This is a genomic window from Xanthobacter oligotrophicus, from assembly GCF_008364685.1.
Lineage (GTDB): Bacteria > Pseudomonadota > Alphaproteobacteria > Rhizobiales > Xanthobacteraceae > Xanthobacter > Xanthobacter oligotrophicus.
This window is the reverse complement of record NZ_VTTL01000008.1, coordinates 79,183-103,891: the sequence shown is the minus strand read 5'-3', so window position 1 is coordinate 103,891 and position 24,709 is coordinate 79,183. Positions and strand designations below refer to the sequence as shown.

Below are 24,709 nucleotides of genomic sequence, written 5' to 3'. Positions count from 1 at the left end.
GCCTCCCGCACAGGCTTTCCGGCCTTGATCAGGTCACGTCCAGGCTCCCGAGGGCGGCCTTGGACGCGTTCTCGAACATGGGCTTACATCGTGACGGGAGCAATGCCCAGCCCGTCCCCGGGGTTCCATGCTATCAAGACACCCGGGCCGCTCATCGTCCGGGGGCGTCCCGATCATGGTCAGATCAAGGTTTCACTGCCCCCATGGCGTCGCGCCCGAAAGCCCAGCCCCAGTCCTCCAATCCCGGCCCTGCGACAGCGCGGGCGCGCGGCCGGCCGCCAAAGGCGGGGGCTGGCCCGACAGGCTGGGTGGGCCTCGACTTCACCCGCGAGCGCGCGCTCTACGGCGAGGGAATCGCCCCGATCGCCGGTGCCGACGAGGTGGGCCGGGGGCCGCTCGCCGGCCCCGTGGTGGCGGCGGCCGTGGTGCTGGATCCGACGCGGGTGCCGCAGGGGCTCGATGATTCGAAGAAGCTGACGCGGGCAAAACGCGAGGCGCTCTATCTCGAGATCTGCGCCACCGCCGAGGTCGCCATTGCCCTCGCACCGCCGGCGCGCATCGACCGCGACAACATCCGCCAGGCAACGCTCTGGGCGCTCGCGAGCGCGGTGCGGGGCCTGCCGTGCCGGCCGGCCTTCCTTCTGGTGGACGGCAACGATCCGCCGCGGGTCGACTGCGAGGTCGAGGCCATTGTCGGCGGCGACGGGCTCATCGCCTCCATCGCGGCGGCCTCCATCGTGGCCAAGGTGGTGCGCGACCGGCTGATGGCGGGCGTCGGTGCTGCCTTTCCCGCCTACGGGTTCGAGCGCCACATGGGCTACGGCACGCGGGAGCATGGCGCGGCGCTGAAGGCGCACGGGCCGTGCCTGCACCACCGCCGGTCGTTCGCGCCGGTGCGCGAGCAGCAGCTCGGGCTGTTCCAGGCAGCGGGGGAACTGGAAGAGGCGGACTGAGGGGGCATCCCCCTCAGCGCAAGCCCCCTCAGTGATACCCCTCTCCCTCGCGGACCTTGCCGCGGAAGATCCAGTAGACGAACGCCATGTAGCCCAGCACCACCGGCAGCAGGAAGATGACGCCGAACAACATGAAGATCTGGCTCGGCGCGGCGGCCGCGGTCTGCCACACGGTGAGGCTCGGCGGCACCAGATAGGGGAAGGTGGAGATGGCAAGGCCCAGGAAGCCGAGCACGAACAGCCCCACCGTGCCGAAGAACGGCAGCATTTCCCGCCCGGACTTCAGCCAGTGCAGCACCGCCAGTGCGACAAGCACGGTGATGACGGGCACCGGCGCGAGGAAGAAGATGTTGGGCCGCGAGAACCAGCGGGTGGCGATGCGGTCGAAGGCGATCGGGGTCCAAAGGCTGACCACCGCCATCATGGCCATCACCGCCAGCAGCAGGGGAATGGCGTGGGCGCGGGCCCGCTCAGCCACCACGCCGTCGGTCTTGATGAGCAGCCAGGTGGCGCCGAGCAGCGCATAGCCCAGCACCACGCCAATGCCGCACAAAGCGGCGAACGGTGTCGCCCAGTCCAGCGGGCCGCCAGCGAAGGCGCCGTTCTTCACTGTGATGCCCTGCACCAGCCCGCCCAGGATCACGCCCTGGGAGAAGGCCGCCACCAGCGATCCGCCGGCAAAGGCGGCATTCCACCAGCGCCGGCTGGTCATGGCCACCCAGCGGAACTCGAAGGCGACGCCGCGGAACACCAGGGCAAGCAACATGATGATGACCGGCAGGTAGAGCGCCGGCATCACCACCGCATAGGCCTTGGGGAACGCGACCCACAGGCCGCCGCCGCCGAGGATCAGCCAGGTCTCGTTGCCGTCCCAGAACGGTGCCACCGTGTTCATCATGGTGTCGCGCTCGCGCTCCTCCTTCGCAAACGGAAAGAGGATGCCGATGCCCAGGTCGAAGCCGTCGAGCACCACATACATGATGACCGCGACGCCGATGATGACGCCCCAGATGACGGGGAGATACCATTCCATGGCTTCTATCCTCTCACACGTCGGTTGACGGGACGATGTTTCAGGTGCCCGGCGTCATCTGGCCTTCGCCGTGGGCGGCGGCCATGGGCCGGGTGGGCCGCTCGGTGCCGGGCGGCTCGATCAGCGTGCCGCCGGGACCGCGCGTGATGAGGCGGTTCATGAAATAGAGGCCGGTGGCGAAGATGATGCCGTAGACGATGAGGAACAGCACCAGCGTCAGCGCCACGGTCCAGCCGGCGAGGGGCGACATGGCGTCCTCGGTGCGCAGCAGGCCGTCCACCACCCAGGGCTGGCGGCCCTGCTCGGTGACGACCCAGCCCGAGAGGATGGCGATGAAGCCCAGCGGCCATGCCCAGGAGCAGATGCGCAGGTACCAGCGGGTGATGGTCTCCTCATCCCGGTAGATCAACCAGGCGCCGATCCAGCCCAGAAGGATCATCACCACGCCCACGCCCACCATGGCCCGGAACCCGAAGAAGGGGCCGAGCACCGGCGGGCGGTCCTGCGGGGCGAAGTCCTTCAGCCCGGGGAACAAGCCGTCCAGGCTGTGGGTGATCATCAACGAGGCGCCACGGGGGATGGAGATTTCGAAAAGGTTCTTTTCCGCCTTCTCATCGGGCCAGGCGAACAGCACCAAAGGCGCCGGCTCCTTGCTGTCCCAGTGGGCCTCGATGGCGGCGATCTTGGCCGGCTGGTAGTGGGCGGTGTTGAGGCCGTGGCTGTCGCCCACGAAGGCCTGGATGGGGCCGACGATGGCGAGCATTCCGATGCCCATCACCATCATCACCCGCGATTCCTCGGGGAACTTGCCCGCCAGGAGGTAGCGCGCACCCACCGACAGCACCACCAGTGAGGTGGTCAGATAGGCCGCCAGCAGCATATGGGGCAGGCGCCAGTGGAAGCTCGGGTTGAAGATGATCTTCAGCCAGTCCAGCGGATAGGCGAGGCCCTCGCGCAGCTCGAAGCCCGCGGGGGTCTGCATCCAGCTGTTGGCGGCAAGGATCCAGAAGGCCGACATGAAGGTGCCGAACGCCACCACGCAGCACGACAGCACATGCAGCCACGGCGGCACCCGGTTCCAGCCGAACAGCATGATGCCGAGGAAGGTCGCCTCCAGGAAGAAGGCGGTGAGCACCTCGAAGCCGATGAGCGGAGCCACCACAGAGCCCACGAATTCCGCGTAGCGGCTCCAGTTGGTACCGAACTGGTAGGACAGCACGATGCCGGAGACCACGCCCATGGCGAAGGAGACCGCGAAGATCTTGGTCCAGAACCGTGCGAGGCGATGGTACACGTCGCGCCCGGTCTTCAGCCAGATCAGTTCCAGCGTCGCGATGAAGGCGGACAGCCCGATGGTGAAGGCGGGGAAGATGATGTGGAAGCTGACCGTGAAGGCGAACTGAATGCGCGCGAGGGTCACCGGATCGAAATCCATCGGGTCCGCTCCTTGTCGTTCGCCCAGGGTGACCGGCATGAGGTGGTCCGACCGGATCCGCCGTGGCGCGACAGGGACCTGAACCCTCGCCGCCGACTGGATCCCGATCTGGACAATGCCCAGGCCGGCCTTCTGCTCCCGCCGGTGTGACGCTCCGGCCCGGGCGCAGCATGTCCCGGAAAACGCACGGACGATATCCGCCTACCGGGACGGCGTCGATACGGGATGTCCCCCTGTGCACCACAGGGTTGGTGCCGCGTTGCCGCAGGGAGCGCGACCGGACGCCGGTGCCGGGGCGGCCGCTGCCCTTGCGGCGGCTCGCGCAGGCGTGTTGCCGCATTGCAAAAAGGCCTTGACCTCGCCGTTTCCCGGCGCGATAGGCGGGCGCGACGGCCCCGTGCCGGTCAATCGAAAGTCGTTCCTCTGATGGACAGTTCCAGTCGATCTAGCTCGAGCCTGCTCGCAGCGGCACGGACCTGACCTTTCGCGTCCGGTTCGTCCTCCCGCCGCCTGCAGGCTCCGGGATGAAAGGTGAACCCATGCGGACGCTTCCTTTCCGCACACATCCTTTGCGCAAGCCCCTGTTTCGCAGGCATCGCACCTGCCGGACCAGCGCTGCGGGACGGGACCGAAGTCGGCACTGACGCCGCCGCGCGCGGCGCCGTGTGGCCGTGGTCGAACGCGTCTTCCAACCGGCAAGGCCCCAACGGGCGCGGGTGAAGAGCACTTCGAATTCAATGCGTTGAGCATGCTGTTCTCGCCCGCGCTGTTCCCGGGCAGTGCGCGGTATGCTTCCGCCGGCCGATCCCTCACGCCGAAATCGGATCCTGACCTCATGACGATGCATCACCCGGCCCTGGAAGCGGGCCGCCGGCGCACGTTCGCGCCGAACCTCTGGGACGCGCTCGCCTTCGGCCTGCTGTTCGGCGGGCTCATTCTCGTGGTCCACGGCGGCAAGGAGACGCTGGCTCCGCTGGCGGCGCTCGACCTTGCGCCGGTCTCGCTCGATCCGGCCATGCTGCCGGACTATGCATTGCGCACCACCATGCGCATGCTTGCGGCCATTGTGGCCTCGCTGGTCTTCACCTTCGTCTACGGTGCGCTGGCGGCCAAGAGCCGGCGGGCGGAGATGGTGCTGGTGCCCATGCTGGATATCCTCCAGTCGGTGCCGGTGCTGGGCTTCCTCTCCTTCACGGTGGTGGGGTTCATGTCCTTGTTCCCCGGCCGGGTGCTGGGGGTGGAACTGGCGGCCATCTTCGCCATCTTCACCAGCCAGGCCTGGAACATGACCTTCAGCTTCTACCAGTCGCTGAAGACGGTGCCGCGCGACCTCGACGAGGCCACCCGCAGCTTCCGCCTCACCGGCTGGCAGCGGTTCTGGCGGCTGGAGGTGCCGTTCTCCATGCCGGGCCTGGTGTGGAACACCATGATGTCCATGTCGGGGGGCTGGTTCTTCGTGGTGGCCTCGGAGGCCATCTCGGTGGGCGACACCACCATCACCCTGCCGGGCGTCGGCTCCTATGTGGCGCTCGCCATCAAGGAGCAGAACCTCGCCGCCGTGGGCTGGGCGGTGCTCGCCATGCTGGCGGTGATCCTGCTCTATGACCAGCTGCTGTTCCGCCCGCTGGTGGCGTGGGCCGACAAGTTCCGGGTGGAGACCTCCGCCGGCGGGCCGGCGCCGCGCTCCTGGCTATTGTCCGCCGCCCGCCGCACCTTCGTGTTCCAGCGCGTGCTCCAGCCCTTGGGCGCCATGCTGGCGGCGGTGCCGCGCCAGCGCCTCTCCTTCTCCGCGCCGGTGTCGCTGGACACCCGCCGCGTCGTGGAGGGGGCCTGGGCCAGCCGCTGGGCGGAGGGGATCTGGCTGGCGCTGGTGTTCGCCGTGGCCGGCTATGCGCTCTATGTGATCGTCGCCTTCGTCGCCACCGAGCTGAGCCTGCCCGAGGTGGCCCAGGTGTTCGGCCTCGGCGTCCTCACCATGATCCGGGTGATCGTGCTGATCGCGCTGGCGACCCTGATCTGGGTGCCCATCGGGGTGTGGATCGGGCTGCGGCCGCGCTGGGCCCAGCGGGTGCAGCCGCTGGCCCAGTTCCTCGCCGCCTTCCCGGCCAACATCGTCTTTCCGTTCGCCGTAGTGGCCATCGTGCGGCTGGGGCTGGACCCGGACATCTGGCTGTCGCCGCTGATGGTGCTGGGCACCCAGTGGTACATCCTGTTCAACGTGGTGGCCGGTGCCAGCGCCTTCCCGAACGACCTGAAGGAAGCCGCCTCCACCTTCCGCATCCGCGGCTGGAACTGGTGGCGCAAGGTGATGCTGCCGGGGATCTTTCCCTATTACGTCACCGGCGCCATCACCGCGAGCGGCGGCTCATGGAACGCCTCCATCGTCGCCGAGGTGGCAAGCTGGGGCGACACCACGCTCAGGGCCCATGGGGTGGGCGCCTACATCGCCGACGCGACGGCAGCCGGCGACTATCCGCGCATCGTGCTCGGGGTCGCGGTGATGTCCATCTTCGTCATCTTTTTCAACCGTCTGCTGTGGCGTCCCATGTTCACGTTCGCCGGCCGTCGCCTGCGCCTCGACTGAAGGAGGAAACAATGGCTGTGATCGATCGCGCCGCGCCGCGCCCCGCAACCGAAGGCGCCTTCCTCGTCAACGCCACGGGTGTGCGGCAGGTCTACGCCAAGGGCGACAATGCCGACCTCGTGGTGCTGGACGACGTCTCCCTCACCATCCGCGAGGGCGAGGTGGTGGGTCTGCTCGGCCGCTCGGGCTCGGGCAAGTCCACGCTCCTGCGCATCATCTCGGGCCTGGTGAAGCCCACCTCGGGGCGCGTGGAATGGCGCGGCAAGCCCGTGACTGGCCCCAGCGAGGGCCTGTCCATGGTGTTCCAGAGCTTCGCACTCTTCCCCTGGCTCACCGTGCTGGAGAATGTGGAGGTGGGGCTGGAGGCCATCGGCGTACCGGCGGCCGAGCGGCGCCGCCGCGCCATCGAGGCCATCGACCTCATCGGCCTCGACGGCTTCGAGAGCGCCTATCCCAAGGAATTGTCTGGCGGCATGCGCCAGCGCGTGGGCTTTGCCCGGGCGCTGGTGGTGCATCCGCGCCTGATGCTCATGGACGAGCCGTTCTCGGCGCTGGACGTTCTGACCGCCGAGACCCTGCGCACCGACCTCATCGACCTGTGGATCGAGGGCCGGCTGCCCATCAAGTCGATCCTCATGGTCACCCACAACATCGAGGAGGCGGTGCTGATGTGCGACCGCATCCTCATCTTCTCCTCCAATCCCGGCCGGGTGGCGGCGGAGATCAGGATCGACCTGCCGCATCCGCGCTCGCGGCTCGATCCCGTGTTCCGCGCCATCGTGGACGACATCTATGGCCGCATGACCCAGCGCACCCCGGCGGACAAGGAGGCACGCAGGGACGAAGGCGCCTTGCCGGGCACCGGTATCGGCATGGCGCTGCCCCACATCTCCACCAACCTCATCTCGGGCTTGATGGAGGCGCTGGCTGCGCCGCCCTACGCCGGCAAGGCCGACCTGCCGGATCTCGCCGCCACCCTGCAGATGGAGGTGGACGAGCTGTTCCCCATCGTCGAGACGCTGCAGCTGATGCGTTTCGCCGAGCTGGAAGCGGGCGACGTGACCCTCACCGAGGCCGGGCGGCGGTTCGTGGACCTGGATGTCGACGCGCGCAAGCGCTTGTTCGCCGAGCATCTTCTGGCCTACGTGCCGCTGGCGGCCCTCATCCGCCGGGTGCTGGACGAGCGGCCGAGCCACAAGGCGCCGTTCACGCGCTTTTCCGAGGAGCTGGAGGACTATATGTCCGAAGACTTCGCGGAAAACACCCTGCGCGCCCTCATTACCTGGGGGCGCTACGGTGAGTTGTTCGGCTATGACGAGCACACCCGCCAGTTCAACCTGGAGAACCCGACCTGAGGTGATCGCCCCGCCGCGGCTCAGTCGCCCCGCGGCGGGGCGGTGCGTCCAAGGCCCGCCACCAGCGCCGCCGCGACGCAGGCCAGGATCGCACCCGCGATGAATGTCGCTGTGGCGCCGTGCGTCTCCCAGAGCAGGCCGGCCACGATGCTGGCCGCGAGCATGGCGATGCCGGTGGCGAGGTTGAACAGGCCGAACGCTGATCCGCGCAGTGAAGCCGGTGCGTTCTGGGCCACGAGCTTGGCGAAAAGGCCCTGGGTCAGCGCCATGTGGACGCCCCACAGGGCGATGCCGAGGAAGGCGCCGGCAAGGCCCGGCACCAAGGCGAGCAGAAGGTCGGCGGCGATCAGGACACCCATGCCGGCGAGCAGCAGGCGCTGCGGCGGGGCATGGTCCGACCACGCCCCGGCCGGATAGGCGCCCAGCGAATAGACCACGTTCATGGCCACCAGCACCAGCGGGGCAAGCGCCAGGGGCAGCCCCTCGTCGTTGGCCTTAAGTACCAGGAACGCCTCGCTGAATCGCGCCAGCGTGAACACCACGCCGATGGCGACGACGCCCCAGAATGCCCGGTCGAGCTGCCGCAGGTCGGCGAGGCGTACCGGCGGGCGGCGCTCAGCTCCCTCCTGCGGGGCGGCGCGATCCTCCACCCCGATCACCACGCACAGCACGGCCAGCCCCGCCGGGATGAGGGCGAACCAGAACACCGCGCGCATGTCGTCGGCGAGGAGCGCCATCAGTGCGATGGCGAGCAGCGGGCCGATGAAGGCGCCGGCGGTGTCGAGGGCCTGGCGCACCCCATAGGCGCGGCCGCGGATCTCGGGCGGCGTGACGTCGGCGACCAGGGCATCGCGCGGGGCTCCGCGCATGCCTTTGCCGATGCGGTCGGCGAAGCGTGCGGCCAGCACCAGCCCCGGCGCGCCCGCCAGGGCGAACAGGGGCTTGGACGCGGCGCCCAGTCCATAGCCAAGCAGGATCAATGGCTTGCGCCGACCGAGGCGATCGGAAAGATAGCCCGAGAACACCTTCACGATGGCGGCGGTGGATTCGCCGATGCCCTCGATGAGGCCCACCATCGCCACGCTTGCCCCCAGCGTCGCGGTGAGGAACAGGGGCAGCAGCGCGTGGATCATCTCCGAGGAGATGTCCATGAACATGCTGACGAAACCCAGTGCCCACACGGTCCTCGGGATGGCGGGCCGCCGTTCGGCTGTAAGGGTGGTCGGGGCCGGCATCAGGCGAGCGGCAGGGCCGCGGGGCGGTTCATGACCTTCTCCAACATCGGCATGCGATTCCCGGAGAACTCTGGGCGAAAGGTCGCCCTTCGGCTAGAGGTTCGGTTTGACGGTATCATTTTCCGTATTTTCGGACGCGGGATCTCCGTGTCCGGCGCCCCTCCCGGTTCAGGTCGCGATGCGCGCGGGGGCGCGGTCAGGGATGCCCGCCCGGCAGCCGGGCGGGGTGCTCCGCCCCGATCAGGTGGCGGGCGCGGGGCGGGGCGTCGGCCTGATGGAACTTCAGGACCTCGGACTGCACGTCGGCATCCGCATGGGAGACCCGGCGATGCTGGCGCAGGTGCTCGGCCCAGGATTCCACCATGAACCACTCCACCATCAGCGACGGGTCGGCGGCATCCTCGGTGACGCCCCAATTGTAGGCGCCATCGCGCCGGCGGGCGGCGGAGAGGCGGTAGAGGGCATCGAGGAAGGCCGGGCGGTCCTCCGGCGCGATGCGGTACTCGATGAGGATGAGCACCGGGCCGCGGTCGTTCTCCACGGGGGCGGCGAGCAGGGGCTCGGGCCAGTGCATGGCGGGGGTGAGGTCGGCCTCGCCCGCCGGCAGCTTCACCCGGTGGAGGATGAGCCCGGCCACCACGAGGCCCGCGCCGGCCACCAGCAGCGCCGCCGTCAGCCCGATCTGCTGCGCCACCAGGCCCCAGGTGATGCTGCCGCAGGCCATGGCGCCGTTGAAGGCGGTGAGATAGACCGCCAGCGCCCGCCCGCGCACCCAGTTGGGCAGGATCGACTGGGCGGTGGCGTTGAGGGTGGTCAGCGCGATGATCCATGCCCCGCCCATGGCCAGCAGCACCACCAGAGCGAGCCAGCGCGGCGGTGCGAAGGCGAGCGCGGCGGTGGCGGCGGCGGTGACGAAGGCGGCGCCCAGCACCAGCCCGTCGGCATTGGCGAGGCCCCGGAGGCGCGGCAGCAGCAGGGCGCCGGCGATGGCGCCGGCCCCCACCGAGCCCAGCAGCACGCCGTAATAGGCGGCGTCGCCCTTCAGCAACTCGCGCGCCACCAGCGGCAGCAGCGCCCACACCGCGCTGGCGAAGAAGAAGAAGAACACCGCGCGCAGCAGCACCACATGCAGCTCGCGGCTGGCGCGGGCATAGCGCAGGCCGGCGCGGAAGGCGCCGGTGAAGCGCTCGGACAATTCGTCCTGCGCGCCGGCATCCCGGCGCCACCACCACAGGGCGGCGATGACGAGCACGTAGCTTGCCACGTCGGCGCCATAGGTCACCGCGGCGCCGAAGGAGGCGAGCAGCAGGCCGCCCACCGCCGGGCCGATGGAGCGGGCGATGTTGATGCCCAGCGAGTTCAGCGCCACCGCGCTCTTCAGCTCGGGACGCGGCACCAGCTCCGGCACGATGGATTGCCAGGTGGGTGCCATCAGCGCCGCGCCCACGCCGCCGAGGAAGGTGAGCGCCACCAGCGACGACACGGTCATGAGGCCGCTCATGGACAGCAGCATGAGCGCCGCGCTCACCGCCCCGAGGGCGATCTGTATGCCGATGAGGAAACGGCGGCGGTCGAGGATGTCGGAGAGCACCCCGGCGGGAATGGCGAGCAGGAACACCGGCAGCATGGCGGCGGCCTGCACCATGCCCACCGCCGCCGGGGAGGCGGACAAATCGGTGACGATCCAGGCGCTGGCCACGTCGCGCATGAAGCTGCCGGTGTTGCCCAGCACGGTAGCGCCCCACAGCACGGCGAACACCGGCCGCCGCAGCGGCGCGAAGGCGCCGCCGGCTGCGGGAGGCGGGGCAGCCGGAGAGGCGGGGGATGTCGCGCCGTGGGTGTGGTCGCTCACAGGTCTCTCCCGTGCAGGCTGGTCCCGTTGGAGGCGCCGTGGACAAGATCGTACCACGCCACCAGAACGAAGGCGCCGCCAAGGCCCAGATGCTCGAAGAAGGCGTTGGCGGCCATGGTGCTCTCGGGCGGCGCCATGGCCCAGAAGCGGTTGGCGAGGAGGGCGGCCAGCACCGTGAAGCCCGCCAGCCCCAGCGCCCCCAGCCAGCGCAGCCGCCCACTGAGGATCAGGGCGGAGGCGCCCAGCTCCAGAACGATGACGGCTACGGCGAAGGGCGCCTGCGGGGTGAGCCCGAAATGGGCCATCTCCGCCAGCGCACCGTTGAAGTCCAGCGCCTTGGCGAGGCCGCCCTGGATGTAGGCGCCGCACAGGGCGAGCAGCGCGAGAAACCGCACCGGCGCCGGCGAGATCAGGCGCCGGGCGAGGGTGGTGAGGGGAGCGTTGCTTGCGCTTTCAGCCATGGCTGGCGTGGTTCCGAAGGTTTGAAGCGGGTCGAGGGGTGGTGGTGTTGGATCGGCGGCTTGGATGGTGGTCTTGGCGGCCGGGTCCAACGGGGAACCCTCTCCCGCCCGAGGCCGGAAATATCCGGCCTCGGGCGGGAGAGGGGGCGGGCCGGGACTTCCACGCCGTCATGGCCGGGCTTGACCCGGCCATCCACGCCCATCCGCTGGCGGCAACGTTCGAAAACTGATCCCAGCCTCTCCGCGTGGATGGCCGGGACAAGCCCGGCCATGACAGTCCTTTGGAATGCGAAGGATGGTCTGATCACGACCGGCATGCCTCAGTTCGAACATCGACCGTCGTGACTGGGGCCAACGGGAACCCTCTCCCGCTTGCGGGGGAGGGCAGGGTGGGGGCGGGCCTTCTCGGCTGTCCCACCGCTGGTGTTCCATCCCGCTGCCTCTGCCCCCTCCCCACCCCTCACCCGCAAGCGGGAGAGGGAGCGGCAGCGGTGCCCCCGTACGGACGGAGGCACCAAGCGGCGAGACCATTCCCGTACATCCCCATCAGAACGCCCAGCAGGCGCAGCCCAGCGCGCCCCAGAAGGAGCGTTCGTCGGAGGCGGGCACGCTGGCCGCCAGCGCGCTGGCATGGGCGTGGCCATGGACGCCGCAGGCGGTGGCGCAGCCGCAGGCGGCGGCGAAGGCGTATTTGCGCTCGCCGGTCTCCGCCCGCTTCTGGTAGCCGCCGAAGGTGCGCACCGGCGACCAGTCGGGCATGGGCGGCGGCAGGTCCGGGGCGAGGGTCTTGAAGTCGCCGTCGCCATGCACCGGCGTGCCGCCCAGAAGTGTGAGCACACTGGTGATGTCCTGGATCTTGTCCTCGGACACGGAGAAATAATCATCCGAAAGCACCACGAGATCGGCTAGCTGGCCGGCCTTCACCTGGCCCTTCTTGTCGGGCTCGGAGGAGAACCAGGTGTTGGCCTCAGTCCACAGCCGCAGCGCGCTCTCTCGGTCCAAAAGGTTGGACGGCGGGTAGAGGGAGAGGCCGCCCAAGGTCCTGCCCGTCACCAGCCAGGACAAAGACACCCAGGGATTGTAGGAGGCGACGCGGGTGGCATCGGTGCCGGCGCCCACGGGAATGCCGGCGTCCAGCATGCGGCGGATGGGCGGGGAGCGCTCCGCCTTGGCGGAGCCGTAGCGCTCGACGAAATATTCGCCCTGGTAGGCCATGCGGTGCTGCACCGCGATGCCGCCCCCCAGCGCCGCGATGCGGTCGATGTTGCGGTCGGTGATGGTCTCGGCGTGGTCGAAGAACCAGTTCAGGCCCTTCAGCGGCACGTCCTTGTTGACCTTCTCGAACACGTCGAGGGCGCGCGAGATGGTCTCGTCATAGGTGGCGTGCAGCCGCCACGGCCAGCGGTTCTCGGCCAGCAGGCGGATGACCGGTTCGAGGTCGCCTTCCATGTTGGGCGGCATGTCCGGCCGGGCCACCTGGAAGTCCTCGAAGTCGGCGGCGGAATAGACCAGCATCTCGCCGGCGCCGTTGTTGCGGTAAAGGTCGTCGCCCTGGCCGGGCTTCACCTGCTTCGACCAGCCGGAGAAATCCGCCAGCTCCTGCTTCGGCTTCTGGGTGAAGAGGTTGTAGGCGACGCGCACGGAAAGCTGGCCGTCGCGGTGCAACTCCTCGATCACCGCATAGTCGTCCGGATAGTTCTGGAAGCCGCCGCCGGCGTCGATGACGCTGGTGACGCCCAGCCGGTTCACCTCGCGCATGAAATGGCGGGTGGAATTCTTCTGGTATTCGGCCGGCAGCTTGGGGCCCTTGGCCAGCGTCGAATACAGGATGGTGGCGTTGGGCTGGGCCAGCAGCAGGCCGGTAGGATTGCCGGCGGCATCGCGCACGATCTCGCCGCCGGGCGGGTTGGGCGTGTCCTTGGTGTAGCCCACCACGCGCAGCGCGGCGGCATTGAGCAGGGCGCGGTCGTAGAGGTGGAGGATGAACACCGGCGTGTCGGGCGCGGCGGCGTTCAGCTCCTCCAGCGTCGGCAGGCGCTTTTCGGCGAACTGGTGCTCGGTGAAGCCGCCCACCACGCGCACCCATTGCGGCGGCGGGGTCACGGCCACCTGTTTCCTCAACATTTCCATGGCGTGGTCGAGGGAGCGCACCCCGTCCCAGCGCAGCTCCATATTGTAGTTCAGCCCGCCGCGGATGATGTGCATGTGGCTGTCGATGAGGCCGGGAATGATCCGCCGTCCGCCCGCATCGATGATCCTGGTGGTGGTCCCGGCGTGGCGCATGGCGTCGGCGGTGGTGCCGGCGAACAGGATGCGCCCGCCCTTCACCGCCACCGCCTCGGCCTGCGGATTGGTGCGGTCGAGGGTGGTGACCTTGCCGTTGAAGAGGATGAGGTCGGCGGTCTCGCTCATGGTCTGCGCCTTCGGGGAAGTGGGGACAAGGCCGGCGGCGGCCATGAGCCCCGCGGCGGCGATGAACTGGCGGCGATCGGGCGTCTTCTGGTCGGGCATGGCGGCGCTCCGCTCAGGATCCGGGAGGGGTGTGGGGCGGCGTGTCTCTGAGAGGCGCGTCCTGCGGCGGCTCCGCTGCCGCGCTCTGCCGGCCGGGCAACTGGCCGAGCACATGGTCGGAGCAGTCGGCAAGGCCGATGGCGGTGCGCAGGCTGTCGCCGGCGAGGAGGTTCTTCGCCACGGGCACGATCTGCTCGCCGATGAGGATGCCCAGCAGCCCCACCAGCACCACCACCGGCGGCGCCGGCGAGCGCACGTTGATGAGGCTGTAGACGATGCCGACCAGAAGGCCGGCGCCCAGCGAGGCGAGGTAGAGTTTCATGCCATGTGCGTCCTGGATGGGCCGGCGCCGGCCGGGCCGGCGCCGTCGGGGTCAGGCCTTGATGAAGGCGAGCAGGTCGGCGTTGATCACGTCGTGGTTGACGGTGAGCATGCCGTGCGAGAATCCCGGATAGGTCTTCAGCGTGCCGTGCTTCAGCAGCTTGATGGACTTCAGCGCGGAATCGGCGATCGGTACGATCTGGTCGTCCTCGCCATGCAGCACCAGCGTCGGCACCGTGATCGTCTTCAGGTCGTCGGTCTGGTCGGTCTCGGAGAAGGCCTTGATGCCGTCGTAATGGGCCTTGGCGCTGCCCATCATGCCCTGCCGCCACCAGTTCTGGATCACGCCGGGAGAGACCTTCGCGCCCTCGCGGTTGAAGCCGTAGAAGGGGCCGGTGGGCACGTCGAGGAAGAACTGGGCGCGGTCGTCCGCGGTGGCCTTGCGGAAGCCGTCGAACACCTCGATGGGCAGGCCTTCCGGATTGGCCGCGGTCTTCAGCATCAGTGGAGGAACCGCTGAAACCAGCACTGCCTTGGCGACGCGGCCGGCGGGCTGGCCGTGTTTGGCCACATAGCGCGCCACTTCGCCGCCGCCGGTGGAATGGCCGATATGGACGGCATTCTTCAGGTTGAGATGCTCGACCACCGCGAAGGCGTCGGCGGCATAATGGTCCATGTCGTGGCCGTCGCTGACCTGGGTGGAGCGGCCGTGGCCGCGCCGGTCGTGGGCCACCACGCGATAGCCGTGCTGCACGAAGAACAGCATCTGGGTGTCCCAGTCGTCCGACGATAGCGGCCAGCCGTGGTGGAACACGATGGGCTGAGCGTCCTTGGGACCCCAGTCCTTGTAGAAGATCTCGACGCCGTCTTTTGTGGTGACGAAAGGCATGGCTGTGGCTCCCTTGGTCGTGGCTGAAGTGGCGGCCGCGGCGGGCACGGGCAGGCCGAGGGCGGCGGCGAGCGCCGCGCCGGCGCCAAGTTCAAGGGCGGTGCGGCGCGTGAGGCCGCCGGCCGGGGCGCCGGTGGCCGATGAGGCGTGGTCCATGTTCAGTGGCCTTCCGAGGCGCCGAACATGGTCTTGGCGTAGATGATGCCGAGGCCGTAGGCGCCGCCGAATTTCTTGGCGATGCCGGTGGTCATGTCGTAGGTGCCGGTGCGGGCCCAGTCGCGCTGCAGTTCCAGCAGGTATTGCAGGGAGGTCATGGGCCGGGCGCCAGCCTGGATCATGCGCTGCATGGCACGCTCGTGGGCCTCGTCGGAGACATCGCCGCAGGCATCGGCGATGACATAGACTTCGAAGCCCTGCTCGATGGCCGACAGCGCCGGGCCGACGATGCACACGCCGGTCCACAGGCCCGACAGCACGATGCGGTTCTTGCCGATGGCATTGACCTTCGCGATGACGGCCTCATCCTCCCAGGTGTTCATGGAGGTGCGGTCGAGCAGCTTCTCGCCGGGGAAGGCCTCGGTGATCTCGGAGAACATGGGGCCGGAGAAGCTCTTCTCCGCCACCGTGGTGAGGATGGTGGAGACGCCGAACCCGGCCGCCGCATGGGCGACGAGGGCGGCATTGTTGCGCAGGTTCACGGCGTCGATGGACTTGGTCGCGAACGACATCTGCGACTGGAAGTCGATCATGATCAGGGTGTGGTCGTTGGGAGACAACAACATCCCGCCGGGGGCAGCGACGGCATTTGACACGGGGAAATCTCCTGCTGTGATGGTGGGGACTGACGGGCGGACGGGAAGCTAGCGCCACATCGGCGCGGCGGCCATTAGTTACCTGCGAGATACTGGTTTCACCCATGGATGACGAAACAGAGCGCAAGAAGATCGGCCTCGGGCATTGCCCAGCCGAGCATTTCCTCAAGTTCATGGCCCAGGAATGGATGGGCCACATCATTGCCGCGCTCGCGCGCAACGGCACGCTGCGGTTCGGTCAATTGCGCCGGGCGCTCCCCGGCGCCATCTCCGCCCGCGTGCTGTCGGCGCGGCTCAAGGATCTCGAGTCGGCCGGCTATGTGACGCGCCGCGAACTTGAAGGCCGGGTGCGACACGTGGAATATGCGTTGACCGCGAACGGCCACGAGGTGGATGCCGCGCTGGCCCGCAACGAGGCCTTCGGCGTGCCGGAGGTCCGGCTCTGATGCATTAAGCCGTTGTATTGACAGGGCCTTGCCCGGCCGGGGCGCGGGCTCGGGTGGATGCGGCGGTCTCCGGTTCAGGGGGGAGCGTGCGTGGCGGTCCGGCGGCGCACGCGCTGGTCGGGTCCCAGGGTCGCGATCATGGCTTCGACCTCCGGCTGGTGTCAGGTCGCGCGAACTATCGCGCCGGGCCGGGTGAGCGTCTTGAAGGAAAGTCTGCGCTCTTGGACGATCGGACCCGGTGGGTTGGCGCGAGCCTCAGTGAGGTTGCGCATTCCGGGAATACGCGCAACGTCTTTGGTTTGTCATTTTATCACATTGAAATGATGCGCGCTGTTTGTGCGTGGCATCGAAGGTGCTTGGGAGAGGATGCCCGGCACCTTCCGTCGAAGGCATCTCAACTGTTGCGCGTACAAACAGCCTTCAGCGGCTGCGCCGCCAGGCGCCGGGGGTCGATCCGGTGAGGCGGGCGAAGGTGCGCGTCATGTGGCTCTGGTCGGAAAAGCCGCATTGGATGGCCACGTCCGCCAGCGACAGGCCCGATCGCGTGAGCAGCGCGCGCGCCTGCTCCACCCGCCGGGCGAGCAGCCACTGGTAGGGCGTCGCGCCCGTGGCCTGCCGGAAGGCGCGGATGAAATAGCTGCGCGACACGTCGCAGGCGGCGGCGATGTCGGCGATCAGTACCGTGCCGTCCATGCCCGCCGCCAGAAGCTCCTGGGCGCGCCGAAGCTGCAGGTCGGAAAGGCCGCCGCCGCGTGCGGCCCGCACGGCGGCGCCGTGGTAGCGGGCGACCAGATGCGTCTGCATGGCGCACACCACCTGCTCCACGAACAGCGCGCTGGCGCTCGCCGCATGGGCGAGGGCCGGCAGCAGCGCGCGGCCGAGGTGGGCGAGCACCGGGTCGCTCGCCCCGGGCGTGGTGGAAAGCCCGTCCGCGAGGGGCACGCCGCTTTCGGCGCAGGTGCGGTGGAGCGCGGCCTGGGAGACCTCCAGCAGGAGGAATTCGAACCCGGTCTCGATGTCGGCCCGGTAGTCGTCGGCGAACGGGCGGATATAGCAGCTGTCCGCCGCGAAATCGTAAGTCGCCGAGCGGTTGCCGGTGAAGATGCGTCGCCGGTGGCCGCCGGAGAGGGACAGGCCGACCAGCACGCCCCGGTCGCTCGGCGGTGTTTCCACCTGCCGCACCTCGCTGCCGTCATGGGACTTGCGGTAGATCACGAAGCCGTTACCGCTCAGTTCCTCACCCTCGCAGAGCGCGGCCAGCGCGCAGCCGAGGCTGTCGCGTCCCGAGGCGTGGCGTGCGGCGGCCTGGGGTTCCGCCGCGTGTGACTGAGCGCCGTTCATGCCGGCATCTGACCTGCCATCGGCCGCAATGGCAAGGGTCATGCTGCAGTGCATCGAAGGTCTGCAGCGGTGGGCGGTTCGGACGCGTCCGTGGGGCAGGTCGCGGGTTCGTCGAGACCATCGGTTCCGGCTTCGTCCCGGACGCCTTTTGCAAAATACATCACACGAAAGTCGGATGATCTCGGCGTGCTGTTCTCGTCGCTTGAGGTGTTTGCGGATTTTGCTTGATCTGGATCAAATATGTTGCCGCCGTTTTACTGAACGTAAACATTGATTTTTGCCACATTCCTGGGCGCAATCCGGTGCGGTGGGTGAGATTTCCAGCGCATGCGCATACTGCTCGTCGAGGACAATGAACGGATGTCGGCGCTGGCCGCGGATGCGCTGCGGACGGCGGGCTTTGCCGTCGATGCGGTGCATGCGGCGGCTGACGCTGAGGAAGCGGTCTTAACCACCCCGTTCGACGCCATCATCCTCGATCTCGGCCTGCCGGACCGCGACGGCATGGAGCTGCTGGATGTGCTCCGGCGCAAGGGCGTGGCCCAGCCGATCCTGCTTTTGACCGCCCGCGACGGCGCGCCCTCGGTCATCGCCGGGCTCAATGGCGGCGCCGACGACTATATGCGCAAGCCCTTCAACGTGGACGAGCTGATCGCCCGCGTCCGCGCCCTGCTGCGGCGTCCCGGCTCGGCGCTCGGGGTGTCGCTGAAGGAAGGCAATGTGGAGCTGGACACCATTGCCCGGCAGGCGCGGGTCGATGGGGTGGGGCTCGATCTCAGCCGCAAGGAGGCGGCGGCGCTGGAGCTGCTGATGCGCCGCACCGGCGCGGTCATCTCCAAGCCGGCGCTGGAGGAAACCCTCTATGGCTATGGCGAGGAAGTCAGCTCCAACGCCGTTGAAGTGCTGATCCACCGCCTGCGCAAGAAGCTGGCGGGGGCCGGCGCGGTGGTGGAGATCCACACCCTGCGCGGTATCGGCTACCTCCTGTCCGGGGCGCGGCCGTGAAGCGGCTGGTGCGGGGGCTGTTCGGCCGCCTGATGATCGGCATGGTGGCGGTGAGCGTGGTGGCGGTCTGCGTCACCGCCGTATTCCTCTACATCCGCTTCGACACCATCAACACCCGCTTCCGCGAGGGCACGCTCCACAGCTTCGCCATGAGCATCGCCAAGGACGTGCGGGCGGTGGGCCATGTGGTCACCGCGCCCATCCGCCAGTCCACGGTGCATCGCATCGCCCAGGAGGGCGGCCACTTCATCGTGCTCGGCCCGTCCGGCGAGCGGCTGGCCGGCTCCGCCGACGTGCACGACCCGTTCGTGCCGGTGGAGGAGATGGCGGAGCATTATTTCGAGCTGCCAAAGGGCAATTCGCCGGAAGCGCTCTACGGCATCTCCCTGCGCATCCACGGCATCGCGCAGCCCGCCTATGTGCAGGTGGCATTTCCCAGCAGCGACGTGGTGTTTGATTCCGTCCTCGAAGAATTCATGCAGGACATCGCCTGGCTGTGGATCCCCTTCATGCTGCTGATGCTGGCGACCAACCTCCTCGTCGCCCACATCGCCCTGCGGCCCCTCAGCCAGACGGTGGAGGAGGCGGAGGCGATCCAGCCGGGCGGGGTCTCGGTCACCCTCAGCGAGAAAGGGCTGCCGGACGACGTGCTGGCGCTGGTGCGCGCCGTCAACCAGGCCCTCGGCCGGCTGCGGCAGGGCTATCGCGCCCAGGAGGAGTTCGTCGGCGACATGGCCCACGAGCTGCGCACCCCGCTCGCGGTGATGAAGGCCCAGCTCGCCTTCACCGACGAGCCTTACGCCCGGGTGCTGGAGAAAGAACTCGTCGCCATGGAGCGGCTGGTGGAGCAATTGCTCGACCGGGTGCGGCTCGGCCGCTTCCGCATCGAGCCCGGCGACGTGGTGGAGCTGCGCGAGGCGGCGCGGGAGGCCGCTGCCTATCTGGCGCCGCAGGTGATCGCCCGCAACCGCTCCATCGAGGTGATCGCGGGTCCAGCTCCCGTGGTGGTGGCCGGCGGTCGCGACGATGTGTTCCGGGCGGTGCGCAACCTCATCGAGAATGCGCTGGACCATGCCCCCGAGGCCACCACCATCAGCGTCGAGGTGACGGATGCGCCCGCCATCCGGGTGCGCGACCACGGGCCGGGCTTTCCCGCCGAGGTGCTGGACGCCGAGCGCCGGCGGCGCGGCCTGGTGCGCAGCGATCGCCGCAACGGGGTGGGGCTGGGCCTCGCCATCGTGGAGCGCACCATGATGGTGCACGGCGGCCGGCTGGAACTCTCCAATGGCACCGTGGGCGGTTGCGCGGAAATGTGCTTCCCGCCCCTCGGCGCCGAGGGGGTTTGAGACCCGCCTCACCGCCGGGCGGTGGCGATGAGGCCCTTGACCCCCAGGGGCAGGTCGAGGGCGCGGATCATCACCCGCGCCGGCTCGAAGCCGCCACGGGCGATGAGGTGCTTCAGGTCCACCCAGTCATAGGTCACATGGGTCCTGGGGTCCGCGAACGGCCAGCCGGCCATAGTGGCGCGGTCGGTCACGTAGAGCGAGACCCGCCCGCCCGGCCGCAGCACGCGGTGGATCTCGCCCACCGCGCCCCCGTCCGGATCGAAGAAATAGGCGACGTTCACCCCCAGCACCTTGTCGAAGCTGGCGTCCGGGAAGGGCAGGCGGCGCATGTCGCCGGTGGCAAGGCACATGCGGCCCTCGGCGATGGCCTGCGCGTTGCGCCGCGTGGCCTGTGCCAGCATGGCCGGCGAGCCGTCGATGCCGTGGATGTGCCCGAGGCCCGCCCGCCGCGCCAGCGTGGCGAGGCCATCGCCCGGCCCGAACCCGATCTCAAGAACATGGTCGTCGGGACGGACCTCCAGCGCCGCGATGGCGAGGGCGTTGGGCCGCCGGTTCACCCACGCCATGAGGTGGCCGGCAAGGGCGCCAGCCCGGCCCTGCGGCCGGGCGAGCTGGCGGCCGAGCCGGTGCCACAGGCCCCCGCCCGGCCGGCCTTGACCCCCCTTCGCCATCAGGGCGCGCTCGGGCCGGTTCACAGCTTGGCCTTTATCTGGTCGAGCTTCTCGTGGATCACCAGGCGGCGGTTCTCGTCCCACAGGGGCCGTTCGGCATGGGGCGGGATCGACAAGGCGTGGGTGAAGGCCGCGCGGGCCTTGGCATATTCGCCCTGGCTCAGCAGGAAGTCGCCGTAGAAATACCAGGCGTCGAGCCCGTTGGGGGCGTCGCGGGTGGCCTCCTCCAGCAGCTGGCGGGCCTTGACCTTGTCGCCGAACGCCACCGGGAAGCCCGGCACGCGATAATAGAGCACGCCGAGGCTGGTGGGCGCGCCCGCATCCAGCGCCGTGGGGTTCATGCCATAGGCCTTCTCCAGCGTGTCGCGGGCCCGCTTGGCGAGGGAGAGGGCGCTGATGGGATTGACCATGGACGCCCGCTCGCTGGTGAGGATGCCGTCCCACACCAGCGCCTCCACCCGGTCGGGATACTTGGCCGCCATGGCGTCGGCCTCGGCGCCGAGGGCGTTCATCTGCTCGGTCTGCTTGTCGCCCTCCGGGACCGTGAACTTGATGGTCTCCCACCGGGTCTGGATCTGCTTGACCTGGGCGTTCAGGCCATCGTCGGCCGCCTGCGCGGCGGGGGCGCCGAGGGCGATGGCGGCAAGCAGCATGGCACGCAGCAGGGTGTGCGGGTTGGCACGCATGGGTGTTCCTTTCATTTGATGGGAGCATGCAGATGGCCCCGGTCTTCGACCGGTGCCGAGAGGGCTTCGCTCAAGTGCCGCGAGGGCTCAGGCGGCGGCGCGGGCCGCGCCGGCCGCCGCAGGGGTGGTTTTGGCCAGCGCCCGGTCGATGAGCCGGGGGGCGAGGCGCTGGATGAGCACGAACAGGCGTTCCACGCCGGGCGGATAGGCGCTGTCGCGCCCGCGCTCCACCGCCCGCCAGATCTGCGCCGCCACACTGTCCGGTGCATCGAGGCGCATGCCGGTTGTGGCGATGAGATCATCGAAGGCCGCCGCCGCGTCGGTGCGGGTGGCGCGGGGCGCCACGTAGGTGACGCCGATACCAAGGGGGCGCCACTCCCGGCGCAGGGCGCTGGAAAAGCCGCGCAAGGCGAACTTGGAGGCCGAATAGGCGGCAAAGCCGGGATAGGCGATGTCGCCGAACACCGAGCCCACGTTCACCACCCGCGACGGGCTTGCGGCCGCAAGCAGCGGCGCCAGGTCCCGCGTCAGCGCCATGGGGGCGAGCACGTTGGTGCGGAAGGTGGCGTCCAGCGCCGCGTCGTCGAAGCTTTCCAGCGGGCCGCCGTCCACCACGCCGGCATTGTTGACCAGCACATGGAGGGCACCCCATTCGGCCTTTATCCGCGCCACGATCCGGGCGCGATCCGCCGCGCAGGTGATGTCGGCGGAGATGACCAGCGGCCGGGCGCCTGGGGGCAGGGCAGAGGCGGTGTCTTCCAGCGCGCCGCGCCGCCGGCCGCACAGGGCGACCTCCATGCCGCGCCCGGCCGCCTCCAGGGCGAGGGCGCGGCCGATGCCGGACCCGCCCCCGGTGATGAGGACGCGGCGCGTGCCGTGCTGCGCGTCACGCCGCATGGCTCAGCTCCAGGCCGGCGCCGAGGTCGCGGAAGATGTCGCCATAGAGCCGGTAGAACAGCCGGGCATGGTCGATGATGATCTGCTGCGCGGCGGGATCGTCGAAGCCGTCCACCAGGGTGCGGAAGAAGGCCACGTGCTCCTGGTCGAGGCTGCCGTGGGAGCGCAGGTAGGAGAAGCCGGTTTCGGCCTGCGCGCCGAAGCTGCGCTTCAGGGTATCGGCGAGGCGGTCGGCCAGCAGCACCGACATGCCTTCCAGCACATGCACGCTGCCGAGCAGCGCATAGGGGCTGACATGCTCGATGGCATAATAGGAGAAGCCCACCATGATCCGGCAGGCCGGGCCGGCCACCCCGTCGCGCATGCCTTCTCGCACCGCATCCGCATCGCCGCCCATGGCGCGGATGTCGTCGAGGATCCACTTCTCGTGGCCGCGCTCCTCTTCCATGTACTCCACCAGCGCATCCTGGTAGCGCGCGTCGCCGGTGCGGGAGGCGGCGAGGGCGAGCAGCGGGAAGGTGTGCTTCACATGGTGATAGGCCTGGGTGAGGAAAGCCACATAAAGGCTCCTCGGCGCGCCGGAGGCCAGCGCCTCCCGCACCAGGGGGATGGCAAGGAAGGCTTCGCGCTCGCGCGCGGTCTCCCGGATGAGGCAGTCGTAGAACGTCATGGCAGGGGCCTTTCCTGGGAGGGAAGGGGAGGAACGGGGCAGGGGGTGGCGCCGGTCCTCTGCGCCAGCACGGCACGGGCGGCGGGGCGGCGGATGCGGCCGTTGGCGGTGAGCAGCCCCCGCGCCTTGGCGTCGGCAAGGTCCAGCACCGTGATGCGCGTCGGCCGGGCATAGGCGGGCAGGGCGGCGCACCGCTCGGCGATGCGCGCGCGGATGCCCTCCGGGCCGGCGTCGTCGAACCAGCCCTGGGCCTGCGGCGTGGGGATGACGAGGGCGGCGAGGGCGCCGTCCGCGTCCGCCAAATCCGCCCCCGCAACATCCACCTGCGCCAGGTCCGCCTGCGCCACCGCGCAGGCGGCGATGCCGGGATCGTCCAGAAGGGCGGTCTCCACCCATTCCGGACTGATGTTGCGTCCCAACGCGGTGACGATGAGATTGTCGCTGCGGCCGAACACGGTGAGGCGCCCCTGCCCATCCAGCGCGCCGAGATCACCCGTGGGCCAGGGGCGCGGGGCCTCCGGACCGCCGAGATAGCCGTCCATCACGCCGGGGCCATCTACCAGGATCTCGCCGTCGCGGATGGTGAGTTGGAGCCCGGGAAGGGGAGCGCCCACCGTCCCCGCCACGCGGGCGCCGGGTCGGTTCAGCGCCACCACGGAACAGCATTCCGACAGGCCGTAGCCCTCATGCACCGGAATGCCGAGCTGCCAAGCCGCCTCGGCGAGGCGCTCCGGCACCCGGGCGCCGCCGGCGGCGACGAAGCGCAGGCTATCCGGCGCCTTGCGGCCCGTGGCGAGGAGCTCGTGGACCCAAACCCGCAGCAGTTCGGGCACCACCACGCCGACGCTCGGCCGATGGGCCTCGAACGCGGCGGCGACGCCGCTCGCCGCGCCGCGCCCGATGGCCTCCGAGAGCTGGGTGTCGAAGTGGGTGCGCCCGCCGACAAGCGCGGGGATGAACACGGCGCAGATGCTTTCAAGCAGCAGCGACAGGGGCAGCACGGAGAGATAGGTGTCCTCCGCATCGGCCGCGATGGCCTGCGCCAGCGCCGACGCCGACCAGGCGATCTGCCCGCTCTGGTGCCGCACGCCCTTCGGCTGGCCGGAGCTGCCGGAGGTGTAGATGATCTGTCCGAACCCTTCCTGGAACCCCTTTTGGAAGTCCGGCATTGCGCCGCTCTCGCCGCCTGCGGCTACCGGCAGCACGGGCACGGCGGAAGGCAGGGTGGGCGGGTTCGCCTGCGGGACCAGGACGAGATCCACCTGCGCGTCCTTGAGGATATGGCTCAACTGCAGCGCGCTGAAGAAGGTGGGCAGCGGCACCGCCATGCGCCCGGCGGCAAGGCAGGCCATCTGCGCCACCGCCCATTCCCGCCCGTTGGGCAGCAGCAGGCCAATGACGCGCGCCTGCGGCGGCAGCCGGGCGGCAAGGCGCGCCGCGTCGGCCATCAGGCCGGCCCGGGTCAGGCTGCCGGCGGCGTCGGTGAAGAGGATGCGGTCGGGCTCGCGGCGCGCATGGCACGCCACCGCCTCAAAGAAGCTGCGCATGGGGCGAAGCCTCCACCACGTGGGCACTGCGGCCGGTGAGGCGCGCGCCGCAGACGCCATAGACCTTCGGCTCGGTCTCGTAATAGCGCCCCCAGGCGGCGGGGTCGGCGACCCGGCGCGGATCGGCGTCGGCGAGGGGGATGGGCGCGAGGTTGCGGCGCTGCACCAGCAGGCTGAGGCGCCGGGTGAGGGTGAAGAAGGCCCAGCTGTGGCCGTTGCGCGCGCCGAAGGCGATGATGTCGTCGATGAAGGCGGACAGTTCGCGGGGCGAGCGGCTGGCAAGGGTGGTGACCTCGAACACATCCTCCCGCGCCACCCGTCGGCCGGTGGCCCGCGCCAGCGCACCTTCCACCGGTTCCCTCAGGTAGGCTTCCGAGAAGAAGCCGTCGGCGGCGACCCGCAGGCCGGCGGCGCAGGAGAGGTTTCCCCTCGCGTCGCGCCGGAAGATCAGCTGTTCGGCAAAGTGATCGAGCTTCGCGTCGAACTGGAAGGCGTAGACCTGCGCAATAAAGGCTTCGACTTCGGCACGCTCATCGTCGAGCGGTCGGACAATGCAGGCTGAACTCATGTCCGCTCATCCTTGTTCTTCAGGTTGAGCGGACCTTGCGGGGGCAAGCTTACGTCCTGCTTACGGGATGAGGGTCAGTCGGGGGAGAAAC

General features: G+C 69.3%; 22 protein-coding genes. 6 read left to right on the top strand and 16 right to left on the bottom strand.

Features of this window, described 5'->3' with window-relative positions:
- The first annotated feature begins 203 nt into the window (after positions 1-203).
- The gene (locus FZ033_RS14460) at positions 204-953 is read left to right on the top strand and encodes a ribonuclease HII (protein ID WP_188079496.1); all 750 of its coding nucleotides are present in this window, start codon (positions 204-206) and stop codon (positions 951-953) included.
- 28 nt (positions 954-981) lie between these two features.
- Here FZ033_RS14460 and cydB read toward each other — a convergent pair whose 3' ends face one another.
- On the bottom strand, positions 982-1,986 hold the full coding sequence (gene cydB, locus FZ033_RS14455) for a cytochrome d ubiquinol oxidase subunit II (protein ID WP_149576823.1): 1,005 nt from the start codon (positions 1,984-1,986) through the stop codon (positions 982-984).
- A gap of 40 nt (positions 1,987-2,026) precedes the next feature.
- Positions 2,027-3,421, bottom strand: a complete 1,395-nt coding sequence (locus FZ033_RS14450; RefSeq protein WP_149576822.1) for a cytochrome ubiquinol oxidase subunit I — start codon at positions 3,419-3,421, stop codon at positions 2,027-2,029.
- An 835-nt stretch (positions 3,422-4,256) separates the two neighbouring features.
- Here FZ033_RS14450 and FZ033_RS14445 point away from each other — a divergent pair.
- Both FZ033_RS14445 and FZ033_RS14440 read left to right on the top strand, forming a co-directional pair.
- The gene (locus FZ033_RS14445) at positions 4,257-6,005 is read left to right on the top strand and encodes an ABC transporter permease (protein WP_149576821.1); all 1,749 of its coding nucleotides are present in this window, start codon (positions 4,257-4,259) and stop codon (positions 6,003-6,005) included.
- Positions 6,006-6,016: 11 nt separating this feature from the next.
- Entirely contained in the window at positions 6,017-7,360 is a 1,344-nt protein-coding gene (locus FZ033_RS14440; protein ID WP_149576820.1) for an ABC transporter ATP-binding protein, read from the top strand.
- Between the two features lie 20 nt (positions 7,361-7,380).
- On the opposite strand, the gene FZ033_RS14435 is transcribed toward FZ033_RS14440, so the two are convergent.
- The 7 genes from FZ033_RS14435 to FZ033_RS14405 form a co-directional block, all read right to left on the bottom strand.
- Positions 7,381-8,517, bottom strand: a complete 1,137-nt coding sequence (locus tag FZ033_RS14435; protein WP_232847484.1) for an MFS transporter — start codon at positions 8,515-8,517, stop codon at positions 7,381-7,383.
- A 274-nt stretch (positions 8,518-8,791) separates the two neighbouring features.
- Positions 8,792-10,447, bottom strand: coding sequence for an MFS transporter (locus FZ033_RS14430; RefSeq protein WP_149576818.1), 1,656 nt, complete (start codon positions 10,445-10,447; stop codon positions 8,792-8,794).
- Complete coding sequence (locus tag FZ033_RS14425) at positions 10,444-10,908, bottom strand: DoxX family protein (protein WP_149576817.1); 465 nt, start codon at positions 10,906-10,908, stop codon at positions 10,444-10,446. The genes FZ033_RS14430 and FZ033_RS14425 overlap by 4 nt, the downstream gene beginning before the upstream one ends.
- Before the next feature lie 546 nt (positions 10,909-11,454).
- A complete protein-coding gene (locus tag FZ033_RS14420) occupies positions 11,455-13,419 on the bottom strand; it encodes an amidohydrolase (RefSeq protein ID WP_210247902.1) in 1,965 nt (654 codons plus the stop codon).
- A 13-nt stretch (positions 13,420-13,432) separates the two neighbouring features.
- The gene (locus FZ033_RS14415) at positions 13,433-13,741 is read right to left on the bottom strand and encodes a XapX domain-containing protein (RefSeq protein ID WP_149576816.1); all 309 of its coding nucleotides are present in this window, start codon (positions 13,739-13,741) and stop codon (positions 13,433-13,435) included.
- Between the two features lie 51 nt (positions 13,742-13,792).
- On the bottom strand, positions 13,793-14,629 hold the full coding sequence (locus FZ033_RS14410; RefSeq protein WP_188079512.1) for an alpha/beta fold hydrolase: 837 nt from the start codon (positions 14,627-14,629) through the stop codon (positions 13,793-13,795).
- A 158-nt stretch (positions 14,630-14,787) separates the two neighbouring features.
- Positions 14,788-15,411 (bottom strand): hydrolase, encoded by a 624-nt coding sequence (locus tag FZ033_RS14405; RefSeq protein WP_149576990.1) that lies wholly within the window; start codon positions 15,409-15,411, stop codon positions 14,788-14,790.
- Positions 15,412-15,545: 134 nt separating this feature from the next.
- Between FZ033_RS14405 and FZ033_RS14400 the strand changes: the two genes are divergently transcribed.
- Positions 15,546-15,887: a winged helix-turn-helix transcriptional regulator gene (locus FZ033_RS14400; RefSeq protein WP_149576814.1), complete on the top strand. Its 342-nt coding sequence runs from the start codon at positions 15,546-15,548 to the stop codon at positions 15,885-15,887.
- A gap of 420 nt (positions 15,888-16,307) precedes the next feature.
- Here FZ033_RS14400 and FZ033_RS14395 read toward each other — a convergent pair whose 3' ends face one another.
- Positions 16,308-17,228, bottom strand: a complete 921-nt coding sequence (locus tag FZ033_RS14395) for an AraC family transcriptional regulator (protein WP_188079495.1) — start codon at positions 17,226-17,228, stop codon at positions 16,308-16,310.
- A 327-nt stretch (positions 17,229-17,555) separates the two neighbouring features.
- Here FZ033_RS14395 and FZ033_RS14390 point away from each other — a divergent pair, with 327 nt between their 5' ends.
- On the top strand, positions 17,556-18,233 hold the full coding sequence (locus FZ033_RS14390) for a response regulator (RefSeq protein WP_149576812.1): 678 nt from the start codon (positions 17,556-17,558) through the stop codon (positions 18,231-18,233).
- Positions 18,230-19,579 carry a sensor histidine kinase gene (locus FZ033_RS14385; RefSeq protein WP_149576811.1) on the top strand — a complete coding sequence of 450 codons (1,350 nt, stop codon included), beginning with the start codon at positions 18,230-18,232 and terminating at the stop codon, positions 19,577-19,579. The genes FZ033_RS14390 and FZ033_RS14385 overlap by 4 nt, the downstream gene beginning before the upstream one ends.
- An 8-nt stretch (positions 19,580-19,587) precedes the next feature.
- Here FZ033_RS14385 and FZ033_RS14380 read toward each other — a convergent pair whose 3' ends face one another.
- The 6 genes from FZ033_RS14380 to FZ033_RS14355 form a co-directional block, all read right to left on the bottom strand.
- Entirely contained in the window at positions 19,588-20,250 is a 663-nt protein-coding gene (locus FZ033_RS14380; protein WP_149576810.1) for a class I SAM-dependent methyltransferase, read from the bottom strand.
- 20 nt (positions 20,251-20,270) lie between these two features.
- A complete protein-coding gene (locus FZ033_RS14375; RefSeq protein ID WP_149576809.1) occupies positions 20,271-20,936 on the bottom strand; it encodes a tetratricopeptide repeat protein in 666 nt (221 codons plus the stop codon).
- Between the two features lie 87 nt (positions 20,937-21,023).
- Positions 21,024-21,833, bottom strand: a complete 810-nt coding sequence (locus FZ033_RS14370; RefSeq protein ID WP_149576808.1) for an SDR family NAD(P)-dependent oxidoreductase — start codon at positions 21,831-21,833, stop codon at positions 21,024-21,026.
- Positions 21,823-22,503 (bottom strand): TenA family transcriptional regulator, encoded by a 681-nt coding sequence (locus FZ033_RS14365; RefSeq protein WP_149576807.1) that lies wholly within the window; start codon positions 22,501-22,503, stop codon positions 21,823-21,825. Before FZ033_RS14365 ends, FZ033_RS14370 begins: the two co-directional genes overlap by 11 nt.
- Positions 22,500-24,050: an AMP-binding protein gene (locus FZ033_RS14360; protein ID WP_188079494.1), complete on the bottom strand. Its 1,551-nt coding sequence runs from the start codon at positions 24,048-24,050 to the stop codon at positions 22,500-22,502. The genes FZ033_RS14365 and FZ033_RS14360 overlap by 4 nt, the downstream gene beginning before the upstream one ends.
- Positions 24,034-24,618 (bottom strand): thermostable hemolysin, encoded by a 585-nt coding sequence (locus tag FZ033_RS14355; protein WP_149576805.1) that lies wholly within the window; start codon positions 24,616-24,618, stop codon positions 24,034-24,036. The genes FZ033_RS14360 and FZ033_RS14355 overlap by 17 nt, the downstream gene beginning before the upstream one ends.
- Between the last annotated feature and the right edge of the window lie 91 nt (positions 24,619-24,709).

Bases quoted from the DNA above. Each gene is read 5' to 3' on its own strand.
- FZ033_RS14460 (WP_188079496.1), top strand. From the start codon at position 204: ATGGCGTCGCGCCCGAAAGCCCAGCCCCAGTCCTCCAATCCCGGCCCT.
- cydB (WP_149576823.1), bottom strand. From the start codon at position 1,986: ATGGAATGGTATCTCCCCGTCATCTGGGGCGTCATCATCGGCGTCGCG.
- FZ033_RS14450 (WP_149576822.1), bottom strand. From the start codon at position 3,421: ATGGATTTCGATCCGGTGACCCTCGCGCGCATTCAGTTCGCCTTCACG.
- FZ033_RS14445 (WP_149576821.1), top strand. From the start codon at position 4,257: ATGACGATGCATCACCCGGCCCTGGAAGCGGGCCGCCGGCGCACGTTC.
- FZ033_RS14440 (WP_149576820.1), top strand. From the start codon at position 6,017: ATGGCTGTGATCGATCGCGCCGCGCCGCGCCCCGCAACCGAAGGCGCC.
- FZ033_RS14435 (WP_232847484.1), bottom strand. From the start codon at position 8,517: ATGTTCATGGACATCTCCTCGGAGATGATCCACGCGCTGCTGCCCCTG.
- FZ033_RS14425 (WP_149576817.1), bottom strand. From the start codon at position 10,908: ATGGCTGAAAGCGCAAGCAACGCTCCCCTCACCACCCTCGCCCGGCGC.
- FZ033_RS14420 (WP_210247902.1), bottom strand. From the start codon at position 13,419: ATGCCCGACCAGAAGACGCCCGATCGCCGCCAGTTCATCGCCGCCGCG.
- FZ033_RS14415 (WP_149576816.1), bottom strand. From the start codon at position 13,741: ATGAAACTCTACCTCGCCTCGCTGGGCGCCGGCCTTCTGGTCGGCATC.
- FZ033_RS14410 (WP_188079512.1), bottom strand. From the start codon at position 14,629: ATGCCTTTCGTCACCACAAAAGACGGCGTCGAGATCTTCTACAAGGAC.
- FZ033_RS14405 (WP_149576990.1), bottom strand. From the start codon at position 15,411: ATGTTGTTGTCTCCCAACGACCACACCCTGATCATGATCGACTTCCAG.
- FZ033_RS14400 (WP_149576814.1), top strand. From the start codon at position 15,546: ATGGATGACGAAACAGAGCGCAAGAAGATCGGCCTCGGGCATTGCCCA.
- FZ033_RS14395 (WP_188079495.1), bottom strand. From the start codon at position 17,228: ATGAACGGCGCTCAGTCACACGCGGCGGAACCCCAGGCCGCCGCACGC.
- FZ033_RS14390 (WP_149576812.1), top strand. From the start codon at position 17,556: ATGCGCATACTGCTCGTCGAGGACAATGAACGGATGTCGGCGCTGGCC.
- FZ033_RS14380 (WP_149576810.1), bottom strand. From the start codon at position 20,250: ATGGCGAAGGGGGGTCAAGGCCGGCCGGGCGGGGGCCTGTGGCACCGG.
- FZ033_RS14375 (WP_149576809.1), bottom strand. From the start codon at position 20,936: ATGCGTGCCAACCCGCACACCCTGCTGCGTGCCATGCTGCTTGCCGCC.
- FZ033_RS14370 (WP_149576808.1), bottom strand. From the start codon at position 21,833: ATGCGGCGTGACGCGCAGCACGGCACGCGCCGCGTCCTCATCACCGGG.
- FZ033_RS14365 (WP_149576807.1), bottom strand. From the start codon at position 22,503: ATGACGTTCTACGACTGCCTCATCCGGGAGACCGCGCGCGAGCGCGAA.
- FZ033_RS14360 (WP_188079494.1), bottom strand. From the start codon at position 24,050: ATGCGCAGCTTCTTTGAGGCGGTGGCGTGCCATGCGCGCCGCGAGCCC.
- FZ033_RS14355 (WP_149576805.1), bottom strand. From the start codon at position 24,618: ATGAGTTCAGCCTGCATTGTCCGACCGCTCGACGATGAGCGTGCCGAA.